This window comes from Mycobacteriales bacterium, assembly GCA_030697205.1.
GTDB lineage: Bacteria > Actinomycetota > Actinomycetes > Mycobacteriales > SCTD01 > JAUYQP01.
This window is the reverse complement of record JAUYQP010000052.1, coordinates 19,925-32,522: the sequence shown is the minus strand read 5'-3', so window position 1 is coordinate 32,522 and position 12,598 is coordinate 19,925. Positions and strand designations below refer to the sequence as shown.

13 protein-coding genes are annotated in these 12,598 nt (G+C 72.4%); 8 read left to right on the top strand and 5 right to left on the bottom strand.

From position 1 onward, the window contains the following. The 5 genes from rplI (at position 1) to Q8R60_17345 (ending at position 6,699) form a co-directional block, all read left to right on the top strand. Positions 1–450: a 50S ribosomal protein L9 gene (gene rplI, locus Q8R60_17365; protein MDP3714246.1), complete on the top strand. Its 450-nt coding sequence runs from the start codon at positions 1–3 to the stop codon at positions 448–450. A gap of 214 nt (positions 451–664) precedes the next feature. Beyond that, on the top strand, positions 665–2,215 hold the full coding sequence (locus tag Q8R60_17360; protein MDP3714245.1) for a S8 family serine peptidase: 1,551 nt from the start codon (positions 665–667) through the stop codon (positions 2,213–2,215). 130 nt (positions 2,216–2,345) lie between these two features. Then, a complete protein-coding gene (locus Q8R60_17355; protein ID MDP3714244.1) occupies positions 2,346–2,966 on the top strand; it encodes a hypothetical protein in 621 nt (206 codons plus the stop codon). 385 nt (positions 2,967–3,351) lie between these two features. Continuing rightward, positions 3,352–5,844, top strand: coding sequence for a replicative DNA helicase (dnaB, locus tag Q8R60_17350; protein ID MDP3714243.1), 2,493 nt, complete (start codon positions 3,352–3,354; stop codon positions 5,842–5,844). A gap of 156 nt (positions 5,845–6,000) precedes the next feature. Further along, positions 6,001–6,699 (top strand): type 1 glutamine amidotransferase domain-containing protein, encoded by a 699-nt coding sequence (locus Q8R60_17345; protein MDP3714242.1) that lies wholly within the window; start codon positions 6,001–6,003, stop codon positions 6,697–6,699. Positions 6,700–6,703: 4 nt separating this feature from the next. On the opposite strand, the gene Q8R60_17340 is transcribed toward Q8R60_17345, so the two are convergent. Then, entirely contained in the window at positions 6,704–7,057 is a 354-nt protein-coding gene (locus tag Q8R60_17340) for a hypothetical protein (GenBank protein MDP3714241.1), read from the bottom strand. On the opposite strand from Q8R60_17340, the gene Q8R60_17335 reads away from it, so the two are divergent. Both Q8R60_17335 and Q8R60_17330 read left to right on the top strand, forming a co-directional pair. After that, positions 7,044–7,250, top strand: coding sequence for a hypothetical protein (locus Q8R60_17335; GenBank protein MDP3714240.1), 207 nt, complete (start codon positions 7,044–7,046; stop codon positions 7,248–7,250). The two genes, Q8R60_17340 and Q8R60_17335, sit on opposite strands and share 14 nt — an antisense overlap. A 708-nt stretch (positions 7,251–7,958) precedes the next feature. Then, complete coding sequence (locus tag Q8R60_17330) at positions 7,959–8,306, top strand: DUF202 domain-containing protein (protein ID MDP3714239.1); 348 nt, start codon at positions 7,959–7,961, stop codon at positions 8,304–8,306. A 34-nt stretch (positions 8,307–8,340) separates the two neighbouring features. Here Q8R60_17330 and Q8R60_17325 read toward each other — a convergent pair whose 3' ends face one another. The 4 genes from Q8R60_17325 to Q8R60_17310 form a co-directional block, all read right to left on the bottom strand. After that, the gene (locus tag Q8R60_17325) at positions 8,341–8,769 is read right to left on the bottom strand and encodes a type II toxin-antitoxin system VapC family toxin (protein ID MDP3714238.1); all 429 of its coding nucleotides are present in this window, start codon (positions 8,767–8,769) and stop codon (positions 8,341–8,343) included. After that, positions 8,756–9,013, bottom strand: a complete 258-nt coding sequence (locus Q8R60_17320) for an antitoxin (protein ID MDP3714237.1) — start codon at positions 9,011–9,013, stop codon at positions 8,756–8,758. The genes Q8R60_17325 and Q8R60_17320 overlap by 14 nt, the downstream gene beginning before the upstream one ends. Before the next feature lie 102 nt (positions 9,014–9,115). Further along, positions 9,116–11,230: a catalase/peroxidase HPI gene (gene katG / locus Q8R60_17315; protein MDP3714236.1), complete on the bottom strand. Its 2,115-nt coding sequence runs from the start codon at positions 11,228–11,230 to the stop codon at positions 9,116–9,118. A gap of 31 nt (positions 11,231–11,261) precedes the next feature. After that, positions 11,262–11,678: a Fur family transcriptional regulator gene (locus tag Q8R60_17310; GenBank protein ID MDP3714235.1), complete on the bottom strand. Its 417-nt coding sequence runs from the start codon at positions 11,676–11,678 to the stop codon at positions 11,262–11,264. Positions 11,679–11,759: 81 nt separating this feature from the next. Here Q8R60_17310 and Q8R60_17305 point away from each other — a divergent pair, with 81 nt between their 5' ends. Further along, on the top strand, positions 11,760–12,590 hold the full coding sequence (locus Q8R60_17305; GenBank protein MDP3714234.1) for a DMT family transporter: 831 nt from the start codon (positions 11,760–11,762) through the stop codon (positions 12,588–12,590). The last annotated feature ends 8 nt before the right edge of the window (positions 12,591–12,598 follow it).

The window sequence follows — 12,598 nt, the reverse complement described above, 5'->3', positions numbered from 1 at the left end:
ATGAAGCTGATCCTCAACCAGGAGGTCCCGGGCCTCGGTGCACCGGGCGACGTCGTCGAGGTCAAGGACGGCTACGGCCGCAACTACCTCGTCCCGCGCGGCATCGCGCAGCGCTGGACCAAGGGCGCCGACAAGCAGATCGCCACGATCCGTCGGGCGCGCGAGGTCCGCGAGGTCCGCGACCTCGGTGCGGCGCAGGAGATCGCGTCCTCGCTCAAGGGCCTGTCGGTCACGCTCCCGGCTCGCGCCGGCAGCGAGGGCCGGCTGTTCGGCTCGGTCACGACCGCCGACATCGTCGCGGCCGTCACCGCCGCCGGTGGTCCCAAGCTCGACAAGCGCCTCGTGCAGGTGCCCACCCCCATCAAGTCCACGGGCGCCCACACGGTCACGGTGAAGGTCCACCCGGAGGTCGAGGCCAGCCTCACCCTCCAGGTCACCGCCTCCGCCTGACGCACCAGCACCCGCTCCACCAGCACGCCGGCCGGGCCGGGTCCCCTCGGGGACCCGGCCCGTCGTCGTTCCCCTCTCAGGGTGTCCACGCCGCCACAGAGGTGACACCCCAGGAGGAAACGGGCACAACGGACACGAAGTACGACGCACCCGTCTGCCCCCGCGAGCTGTCGACCGCGATGACGCGGTCCCCCCTCGACCACCGGAGTCCCCCGTGCGCGCACGTCCTGCTCTCACCGGCACCTTCGCGGCCGCCCTCGCGGCCGCTGCCCTCGCCGTACCGCTGTCGGCCGGCCCCGCATCCGCCGTACCGCTGGCGGCTGGCCCTGCGACTGCTGGTCCTGCGGAGCAGGGCTACGACCCCGACCACGTGCTCGTGGCCTTCCAGCCCGGTCTCGCCGCAGGCGAGCGCGGTCGCGCCCACGCGACCGAGCGCGGTGAGGTGGTCAACCGGCTCGACTGGTTGCAGCTCGACGTCGTCGAGGTGCCCGAGGGCGCCGACCCCGCCGCCGTGGCCCTGCGCTACGAGCGCAACCCCAACGTCGCCTACGCCCACCCCAACTGGGAGCTGTCCTTGACCAGCGTCCCCGACGACACGCTGTTCAAGGACCAGTGGGGCCTGCACAACACCGGGCAGAGCGTCACGGGCTCCTTCGTCCGCGGCATCGCCGACAACGACATCGACGCTCCGGAGGGCTGGGACCTGGCCTTCGGCGCCGGGTCCTTCCCGACCAGCGGAGGCGCCCGGGTCGGCATCCTCGACACCGGCATCGACCTCGGCCACGTCGACCTGCTCGGCAAGACCAAGGCGTGCGCGAACGCCACCGCCGCCATCGGCGTGGTCATCGAGGGCACCTGCTCCGACGACAACCTGCACGGCACCCACGTCGCGGGCACGGTCGCCGCGGCTACGGGCAACGGCGTGGGCGTCGGCGGAGTGGCCCCCAACGCCGAGCTCGCCGTCTTCAAGGGACTCGACGCCGCGGGCAGCGGCTTCTACGCCGACATCATCGCGGGCATCCACTGGCTGCACACCAAGGGCGGCGCGAAGATCATCAGCATGTCGATCGGCGGTCCGCAGGACGCCGCCCTCGACCGGGAGCTGTCCGAGGCAGCTGCCGCCGGCACGGTGCTCATCGCCGCCGCGGGCAACGACGGCGACGCCACGAAGAACTGGCCCGCCTACCACCGCGACGTCGTCTCCGTCGGCGCCACCAACGCCGCGGGTCAGCTCGCCGACTTCAGCACCTGCAACACCGACGTAGAGGTCAACGCCCCGGGCGAGGACATCTGGTCGACCTTCCCGGGCAACGCCTACGGCGTCATCAGCGGTACGTCGATGGCCACCCCTCACGTCTCCGGCATTGCCGCGATGATCGCCTGGAAGAAGGGGCTGTCGGGGAGCCAGCTGCGCAGTGCCGTCGTGGGCTCCTCGGTGGGCTCCGGTGGCTGCAACGGCAAGGGCGTCGTCAACCTCGCGGCCGCGATGGGCGGCTCCGCGCCCGCGCCGGCACCGGTCGGGACCGGTGCCATCGCCGGCGCGGTCACAGACGCGCGGACGAAGTCGGGTCTGTCCGGTGCGACCGTCAGCTGCGGTGCAGTCGGCACGGCCAGCACCGCCGGCGACGGCCGGTACTCGCTGCCGAGCGTGGCCGCGGGCAGCTACTCCTGCACGGCCTCGGCCCCCGGCTACCGCTCCAAGACCGGCAGCGTGACGGTGACGGGCGGCAGCACGGCCGTGCTGGACTTCGCCCTGCGCTCCTGACCTCCACAGCAGCCGTACGCCGGGCCGGTCACCCCTCTCGCAGGGGTGGCCGGCCCGTCGGCTGAGCAGGTTGTCCACAGTTCGGTGCGGCGGGTCGGAAGTGTCGGTGCTGCGTGGGACCGTCGTCGGCATGGAAATCACCGGACCTGACGGGCAGGCGCTGCCGCTGCCCCTGATGGCGGCGGCCGACCTCGCACCTGTCCTCGACGAGGTCCTGGCGGTGCTGCCGGCCCGGGTCGCGCGCGCTCTCGACCGCCCTGACATCCACGTCATCGTCGGGGAGCTGCTCTCCCTCGGCTGGACCCCACCGCAGCTCGCCGCGCGGGTGAGCGGCCTGCGGATCGCCGGTGACACCGCGACCTCCGTGCGCGACCTGCTGCTCGCTCTGCTCGAGGAGGACTCCCCGCGCCGCCTCACCGACCGCGCCCGCGAGGAGCGCCACGAGCTGGCCCGCGCGGCCGGCATCCCGGTGCCGCCGCTGCGCGCCACCCCTGCCGTCACTGACCCGCTGGACCCTGATGGCCGGCGGGTGCCGGTCAGCGACGAGCAGCGGGCCCGCTGGATCGCCGAGGTCCGCAGCGGCCTCAAGGGCGTCGCCCGGCCGCGCCCGGAGCCGGTCGTGCGGACCCGTCCCGACTGCGCGATCTGCGGCCAGGAGTCGGCCTTCTTCGTCACCCGCGACGTCCACCTGTGCGGCCGGTGCGTGCACCTGCTCGAGGCCGGTCAGGTCCGGCTGGCGCCGTCGGCATGACCGGTCTCCGGTGCTCGGCAGGCCGGAGCGGAAGAGGCCGCGACTTTTCTTCGTCCACAGGCTCTGGACACAGGTGTGGGCAGGTGACAGGCAAGGCTCGACCCGCCGTCGAGAGTCTGTCCCCAGCCCTGTGCACGGTCGTCCACAGCGGCGCGCCGCGTCGTCCACACCCCACCCACACGACGATCACCAGGCGGGTTTGGCGACGCGCCGGGGACACCGGTAGGACATCTCCCGGACAGCTCGCGCGGGTGCCTGGGCGAGAGACCGAGTGGAGGGGGGACGGGTGACGGACGGGGTCGTCTCCTTCCCGCGCCAGCCCTCCGAGGACTCGTCGTACAACGGCGGCCCGTCCGGTGGCTTCGAGCGCACCCCGCCCCAGGACCTGCAGGCCGAGCAGTCCGTCCTCGGCGGCATGCTGCTCTCCAAGGACGCGATCGCCGACGTCGTCGAGGTCGTCCGGTCCGGCGACTTCTACCGCCCGGCCCACCAGACCGTCTACGACGTCATCGTCGACCTCTACGGCCGCGGCGAGCCGGCCGACCCCGTCACCGTCTCCGCCGAGCTGACCAAGGCCGGCGAGATCGGCCGCGTCGGTGGTGCTCCCTACCTCCACACCCTGATGTCGTCGGTGCCGACCGCGGCCAACGCCGGCTACTACGCGCGCATCGTCGCCGAGCAGGCGATCCTGCGCCGCCTCGTCGAGGCCGGCACCCGCATCGTGCAGCTCGGCTACGGCGGCGGCGAGGTCGACGAGACCGTCGACCGCGCCCAGCAGGCGATCTACGACGTCACCGAGCGCCGCACGTCGGAGGACTACACCGTCCTCGCCGAGCTCATGCAGGGCACGATGGACGAGCTCGAGGCGATCGGCTCGCGCGGCGGCTCGATGACCGGTGTCCCTACCGGCTTCGCCGACCTCGACTCCCTCACCAACGGCCTGCACCCCGGCCAGCTCATCGTCATCGCCGGACGTCCCGGTCTCGGGAAGGCGCTGGCGCTCGACACCCCGCTGCCGACCCCGACCGGCTGGACCACCATGGGCGAGGTCGCCGTCGGTGACGAGCTCCTCGGCGCCGACGGCCGCCCGACGTGCGTGGTCGCCGCGACCGAGGTCATGCTCGACCGCCCCTGCTACGAAGTGGCTTTCTCCGACGGCACCACGATCGTGGCCGACGCCGAGCACCAGTGGGTGACGACGAGTCGGGCCGAGCGGCGCGCCGCCGAGCCTGTCGCGACCGTCAAGACGACGGCCGAACTGGCTGCCAGCGTCCGTTGCGCCACTGCCGATGGTCGGGCCAACCACGCCGTCCCTGTCTGCGCGCCGCTCGTGGCACCGGAGGCTGAGCTGCCGATCGCGCCGTACCTGCTCGGTGCCTGGCTGGGCGACGGGCACAGTGCAGGCGCACGCCTGACGACCGCGGACCCTGAGATCGCGATGCGGATCGAGGGACTGGGCTACGTCGTGCAGCGGCAGCCGGGTGGCGCGTTGCTCTACAGCGTCAGGCTGCCCGGAGCAGCCGCGCTCCAGCCGCGGCCGTGCCTCGTCTGCGGCAGCGAGTTCACTCCCGCCCTGGGGCACGTGCGCACGTGCGGCAAGTCATGCGGGGGACGCCTCAGCCCTTCGGACAAGCAAGACGCGCCGGTGTGCCCCGACTGCGGAGGGCCCTATGCCGGCGGCGTGCGCTGCCAGGCCTGCCACAACGACCACGGCAGCGTCCAGGCCCTGCTGCGAACGCTCGGCGTCCTCAACAACAAGCACGTCCCTGCGGTCTACCTGCGCGCCTCCGAAGCGCAGCGCCGCGCGCTCCTCGCTGGACTCATGGACACCGACGGGACGGTCGCGCCTGACGGGAACCTTCAGTTCTGCGTGACGTCGGAGCGGCTCGCCCGCGATGTCCGAGAGCTCGTGCACAGCCTGGGTTACCGCTGCTCCATGACCACGCGAGCGGTCAAGGGCCGCAGGCCGTCGAGCTCGATCGCCTACACGCTCAACTTCTCGACGGCGGACCAGGTCTTCGCGCTCGAGCGCAAGCACCTGCTCCACAAGGAGCGCAGCAAGGGCGGCTTGCGTGCACGACACCGCTACGTCGTCGCTGTCCGCGCCATCCCGTCGGTGCCGGTGCGCTGCGTCGAGGTCGACAACGCCGACCACCTCTACCTCGCCAGCCGGGCCATGATCCCGACCCACAACTCGACCCTCGGGCTCGACATCGCGCGGTCGTGCTCGGTCAAGCACGGGATGAGCTCGGTCATCTTCTCGCTGGAGATGAGCAAGACCGAGATCACCATGCGCCTGCTCTCGGCCGAGGCACGCGTCGCGCTGCACCACATGCGCAGCGGCACGATGACCGACGACGACTGGACCCGCCTCGCCCGCAAGATGGGCGACGTCGCCGAGGCCCCGCTCTACATCGACGACTCGCCGAACCTCACGATGATGGAGATCCGCGCGAAGGCCCGCCGCCTCAAGCAGCGCAAGGACCTCAAGCTCGTCGTCATCGACTACCTCCAGCTGATGAGCGGCAACAAGAAGGCCGAGAGCCGCCAGCAGGAGGTCTCCGAGCTGTCCCGGTCGCTCAAGCTGCTGGCCAAGGAGCTCGAGGTCCCGGTCATCGCGATGAGCCAGCTCAACCGTGGCGCGGAGCAGCGCACCGACAAGAAGCCGCAGCTGTCCGACCTTCGTGAGTCAGGCTCGATCGAGCAGGATGCCGACGCTGTGATCCTGCTGCACCGCGAGGACGCCTACGAGAAGGAGAGCCCACGCGCGGGCGAGGCCGACTTCATCGTCGCCAAGCACCGCAACGGGCCGACCGCGACGGTCACCGTCGCGTTCCAGGGCCACTACAGCCGCTTCGTGGACATGACCCCGGCGTAGTTCGCGCGCAACTACCGAGGCTCACAGGGGCACGCCGCGAGATGCAGCCCAGGGCGCGCCGCAGAGCCCGCACCATGCGACCGCCCGCGCCGGTTCGCCGCTGCCCCAAGGGGAACGACCAGGAGGACCCACTTCCACTGACCCCTGGAGCCACCCATGAGCAAGGTCCTCTTCGTTGTCACCGGCGCGCGCCAGTGGACCCTGGCCGACGGCACCGCGCACCCGACCGGCTTCTGGGCCGAGGAGCTCGTGGCGCCGTACCGCGTCTTCACCGAGGCCGGGCACGAGGTGGAGCTGGCCACCCCCGGCGGGGTGGTGCCGGTGGTCGACGAGGCGAGCCTCGCGCCTGACGTCAATGGCGGGGAGGACGGCGCGGAGGACATGCGCATCGCGCTGAAGGGGATCAGCCAGCTCGACAGCCCGCTCACCCTCGAGGACGTCGACGCAGGGACCTACGCCGCGGTGTTCTACCCCGGTGGCCACGGCCCGATGGAGGACCTGGCCGTCGACCCGACCTCCGGCGCTCTGCTCACGAAGACGCTCTCCGCGGGCACGCCTCTGGGCATCGTCTGCCACGCCCCGGCCGCCCTGCTGGCGACCGAGGCGGACGGGCAGGCTTCGCCGTTCGCGGGCTACCGGCTGACCGGCTTCACCAACGCCGAGGAGACGCAGGCCGGGCTCGCCGACAAGGCCCCCTGGCTGCTGCAGGACCGTCTCGTAGCGCTCGGCGCGGAGTTCGTCGAGGGCGAGCCGTGGGCGGCCCACGTCGTGGTCGACCGCAACCTCTACACCGGCCAGAACCCCGCCTCCTCCGGCCCGCTCGCCGAGCGGATGCTGGCGGCCATCCCGACCTGACGGCTCAGCGGTCGGGGCGCCAGGCGCTGTAGGAGCGCAGCGACCCGCTGCCGGGCTGCACCAGCCAGGGCCACGGGTGCTCGGCGACGACGTCGAGCCGGGCCCGGCGGGAGCGAAATCCCGGCACGGGCGCGTGGGTCACGGCGAGGCGCAGGCCGCGCAGCTCCTCGACCGGGTCGCCGAGGCGCACTTCGACGTCGAGCTCCGCGAGCGCCTGGACGAGGAACACCAGTCGCATCCCGGCGAGCCGCAGCGTCGACAGCAGCGGGGCGTCGAGGACGAAGAGCCTCGGCAGGTCCGGCCAGGCCACCAGCGCCGGGTCGGTGCTGCCGAGCGACTCGGCGGTGAGCCAGACCATCTCGGGTTCGCCGGTCACGACCGGCGTCGACGGCCCGCCGTCGGTGCGGCCGGACAGCAGTCCGGGCGCGGGGGCCAGAGCCGGTCCGACGGTGGCCTCGGGCCAGCTCTCGATCGGGCAGTCGGCGCGCAGCGGGCACTCCCGGCACAGCGACGGCGCGCGCTTCTCGACCTGCCAGCGCGAGAAGCCGTAGGCCTTGCCGCTGCCCGTCCCGACGGTCCACTGCCACCCGAGCCGTGTTGGCCGCGCGCGAGCCGTCGAGCAGCGCGCGGAACAGCACGTCCTCGCCCTCGCGCCAGTCGTGACCCGCGCGCACGGCCCACTGCGACGCCACCCACATCCGGGTCTGGTTGACCAGCCACCCCTCCTGCTCGAGCTCGTCGCGGACCATCGCCATGCAGGCCATGTCGCGCGGCCACGGGTCGGCCCAGCGCGGCCCGGACGGCGCGGCGACCCGCAGCGGCTCGGCGGTGCGGCGACCCAGCCGGGCGTAGAGGTGGCGGGAGTACTCCTGCCACAGCAGCTCGTCGCGGTACTTCGTCCGGTCGCGCGCCGGCGCGTCGCCGACCCGTTCCCAGACCTGCGGCAGCGACAGCAGCCCATGCCTGATGCACGGCGACATCCGGCTCGCACCGCGCGCCGACAGCGGCAGCACCGCGCTGCGTCGGGCGGCGTAGCCGGTGACGTCGAGGCCGGCCAGCGCCGCGTCCGCGGCCGCCTGCCCCCCGCGGATCCCGGGCAGCCGAGGCGCGTCACCCCACAGCCCGCCGAGGTGGCGCTCCACCCAGCCGAGCGCGTCGTCGCCGACCGGCGGAGCGGGGAGGACCGGCACCCCCGCATCCTCTGTGTTCCGCGAGGAGCCCACCACTCGGAGACAGCCGGGATCCCCCAGACTGTCGGCGTGAGCACCGAGCCTGACGACGCCAATGGCCTGACCGGCAACCGCGCCCGCGACCACCTGGCCAACGAGCGGACCTACATGGCATGGCTGCGGACCTGCCTCGCGCTGGCCGCGACCGGAGGGCTGTTCGCGAAGCTGTCCGACGCCCCGGTGGAGCGACGCGTCATCGCGGTCGTGGCCTGCACGGTCGTGTCGGTGGCGATCCTCGGTTACGGGACCAAGCGCTACTACGAGGTGATGCACGACCTGGAGCAGGGCCGCTTCCGTGCCGCGGGCCGCAGCCCGGCCCTCATCACGATCGCGGTGGGGACGGTGCTCGTCGTCGTACTCCCCCTGCTTGTCACCTGAGCCTGCGCCGCGCGAAGGACACTCAGGTCCAGCGTCAGGACAGTGGCGAGGTCCAGCGCAAAAGCGGGTAGCGGGCGAAGCCTCGGTCTGTCGTGACCCAGGTGGCGCCGTGCTCAATCGCGAGCGCGGCGAGATAGGCGTCCGGTACGAGGTTGCCCCTGGCCCCACCGTCCGCGACGAGCTGAGTGAACAGGTGCCAGTGGTCGGGTCCAGGGCGTACGCGGACCGCCGAGGGCGCCTCGACGACCGACCGGCAGAACGCCAGGGCGACCTCCACGGGAGTGGGCTCCCGGTAGATGCGCGAGTGCGTGGCGATGCGCAGGAACGCCGACAGCACGAGCTCGCTGACGCCGAAGGGCTCCGCGCCTGTCAGCGCCGCGCTGAGCCACGTCCTGTACTCGTCGTGGCGGGCGCTCTCCGGCCGGTGCGCGTAGAGGAAGACGTTGACGTCAACCAGCAGCACGTGCGTCGTCCGATTCGTCGAGGCGGGCGGCGAGCCCGTCCTTGTCCTCCAGGTCCACCCCGGGCAGCAGACCGCTCCCGCCAAAGACCGGGAGGACCACGGGTGCTGACGGGTGACGACCGCCCTGCGCGAGGAGCAGCCGCAGGCCGTCCTCGACGAGGTCGCTGAGCGTCCGGCCGCTGCCCGCGGCGGCGACCTTGGCTTGAGTGAGCAGCCTGTCGTCAATGGAGACCGTCGTACGCATCTTTGCATCTTACGCCTGCATCGTGATGCATCTCAAGCAGGGGAAGGCACGACGGGCGCCCACCCAGCAGGGTGAGCGCCCGTCGTACCGAGCTGCGAGGTGCTACTGCACGTCGAAGCGGTCCAGCATCATGACCTTGTCCCAGGCGTCGATGAAGTCGCGCACGAGCTGCTCCTTGCCGTCGGAGGCGGCGTAGACCTCCGCGATGCCGCGCAGGATCGAGTTGGACGCGAACACCAGGTCCACCGAGGTGGCCGTGCGGCCGTCAGCCTCGAAGGTGTTGGGGTCGCTCGCCGACGGCTGCCACTGCGGGATCGAGCCGAGCAGCGACCTGAAGAACTCGTTGGTCAGCACGCCCGAGCCGGTGCCGCCGACGCCGAGGGCGCGCAGGCCGCCGACGAGGACGGTCAGCTCCTTCGGGGTGAGCGAGAGCATGTAGGCGCGGTCGACGAGCAGCGTCTCCGGCGAGAGCTTGGAGCCGGCCCGCAGGTAGTTGCGGAAGCCGTCGGCCTGCGGCTCGAGCACCGCGAAGGACTCGGCGTCGGTCTGCTCCTGCGTCGCGTCGCCGCGACCCGGGGTGAAGGGCACGGTGATGTCGACACCCGCGTCGCGCGCGGCCTTCTCCACCGCGGCGCAGCCACCGAGCACGATGAGGTCGGCGACGGAGACCGGCGAGGAGTACGACGACGCGATGCCCTCGAGGACACCGATCACCTCGGCGGTGCCGGCGTTGACGGCCCAGTCCTTCTGCGGCGCGAGGCGCAGGCGCGCGCCGTTGGCGCCACCGCGCTTGTCGGTGCTGCGGAACGACGCGGCCGAGGCCCACGCGGTCGTGACGAGCTGGGTGACGGACAGGCCCGACTCGAGCACCTTGGCCTTGAGGGCCGCGACGTCGGCGTCGGTCAGCGACGGACCAGCGGGGACCGGGTCCTGCCACAGCTGGGCCTCGGGGACCCACGGGCCGAGCAGCCGCACGGCCGGGCCCATGTCGCGGTGGAGCAGCTTGTACCAAGCGCGACCGAAGGCGTCAGCGAAGGCGGCCGGGTCGTCGCGGAACCGCTCGGAGATGGCGCGGTACGACGGGTCCGCGAGCAGCGCGAGGTCGGTCGTGGCCATCATCGGCGGGTGTTTCTTCGACGCGTCGTGCGCGTCCGGCACGAGCTCCTGCGCCTCGGGGTTCTTGGGCTTCCACTGCTTGGCGCCCGCGGGGCTCGCGGTGAGCTCCCACTCCCAGCCGAACAGCGTGTCCCAGTAGCTGTTGTCCCACTGGGTCGGCGTCGGGGTCCACGCGCCCTCGAGGCCCGAGGTCGTCGTGTCGCCGCCCTTGCCCGTGCCGTGCTGGTTGATCCAGCCGAGGCCCATCCCGGTGACGGGGCAGCCCTCGGGCTCCGGGCCGACGAGCGACGGGTCACCCGCGCCGTGGGCCTTGCCGAAGGTGTGACCGCCGGCGATGAGAGCGACGGTCTCCTCGTCGTTCATGGCCATCCGGCCGAAGGTGAGGCGGATGTCGTGGGCGGCCGCCAGCGGGTCCGGGTTGCCCTGCGGGCCCTCGGGGTTGACGTAGATGAGGCCCATCGTGACGTTGCCGAAGGGGGTCTCGTCGAGGTCGAGCGGGCCGTCGCCGTTGTAGCGCTCGTCGCCGACCCAGGTGTCCTCGGTGCCCCAGTAGATCTCCTCGGGCTGCCACACGTCGCGGCGACCGAAGCCGAAGCCGAAGGTCTCGAAGCCCATGTCCTCCATCGCGACGTTGCCGGCGAGGACGAGCAGGTCGGCCCAGGAGACGGACTTGCCGTACTTCTGCTTGATGGGCCACAGCAGGCGGCGCGCCTTGTCGAGGTTGCCGTTGTCGGGCCAGCTGTTGAGCGGGGCGAAGCGCTGCTCGCCGGCGCCACCGCCACCGCGGCCGTCGATCGTGCGGTAGGTGCCGGCAGCGTGCCAGGTGAGGCGCACGAACAGCGGGCCGTAGTGGCCGTAGTCCGCCGGCCACCAGTCCTGCGATGTCCGCATGACCTGCACCAGGTCGGCCTTGAGCGCGTCGACGTCGACGCCGGCGAAGGCCGCGGCGTAGTCGAAGTCGGCGCCGAGCGGGTCGGAGGTCGCCGCGGGCCGGTTCAGCACCGAGAGGTCGATCTGGTTGGGCCACCAGTCCTTGTTGGTGCGGGGACGGGTCTCCTTCACCGTGGGGGCCTTCAGGGCCGGGTTCTCGCTCTCGCTCACGTCGTTCCTCTCGGGGTCAGGTGCTGGTTGCTCAGGTGCAGTCGGGGCAGGTGCCCCAGTAGACGACCTCGGCCTCGTCGATGACGAAGCCGTGGTCCTCCGACGCGGTCAGGCAAGGGGTCTCGTCGACCGCGCAGTCGACGTCGGCGATCCTGCCGCAGGCGCGGCAGACCACGTGGTGGTGGTTGTCCCCGACGCGCGCCTCGTAGCGGGCGACGGAGCCGGAGGGCTCGATGCGGCGGACCAGACCGGCCGAGGTGAGGACGCGCAGTACGTCGTACACCGCCTGGTGCGACAGGTCCCCGAGGCCCTCGCGGGCGGCGCGGATGAGGGTGTCGGTGTCGGCGTGCGGGCGCGCGTGGACGGCCTCGAGGACGGCCAGTCGCGGGCGGGTCACCCGGAGGTCGGCGGCGCGCAGCGCCAGCTCGAGCTCAGGGGTGGTCTGCACGGGCCTCACCCTGCCCCTTTGTCTTGAACGAGTCAAGACAAGCCGCGGGATCGGCGAGGCGGCGGGCCTAGCCTTGCGCGGGTGGCCGCGCTGTTCGTCCTGCTGTGGAGCACCGGCTTCGTCGGCGCGAAGTACGGCCTGCCCTACGCCGAGCCCTTCACCTTCCTCGCGCTGCGGCTGCTCATCGCGGCCGCGCTGCTCGCCGGCGCGGCGGCGCTGACCCGCACGCGCATCAGCCGCCGGCACGCGGTGAGTGCCGCGGTGAGCGGCCTGCTGCTGCACGCGACCTACCTCGGCGGGGTCTTCTGGGCGATCAGCCGCGGCACCCCCTCCGGGGTCAGCGCGGTGGTCGTCAGCCTGCAGCCGGTCCTCGTCGCCGTGCTCGCCGTCCCCTTCCTCAGCGAGCGGTTGCGCACCGCCCAGTGGGCCGGGATGGCGCTCGGCGTCACGGGCGTGGCTCTCGTCGTCGCACCGAAGCTCGGCGGTGACATCCCGGCCGCCGGTCTGGTCGCGTGCCTCGTGGCGCTCGCCGGCGGCACCCTCGGCACCCTGTGGCAGAAGCGGCACGGCGACGGCGTCCCGTTGCTGTGGGGCACGGCAGTGCAGTACGCCGCCGCCGCGGGCGTGCTCGTCGTCGCGAGCGCGCTGACCGAGGAGCAGTCCATCGACTGGACGCCGAGGTTCGTCGGGGCGCTGGTGTGGCTGGTGGTGGTGCTGTCCCTCGGCGCGGTCCTGCTGCTGCTCGTGCTGCTGCGCCGGGGGAGCGCCGCCGGGGTGAGCAGCCTGCTCTACCTGGTGCCACCGGCGACGGCCGTCGAGGCGTACCTGCTCTTCGACGAGCGGCTCGCCGCCCTGTCGCTCGCGGGCATCGTGCTCACGGCGGCCGGGGTCGCCCTGGTGGTGCGCCGCTGAGTCGGGGG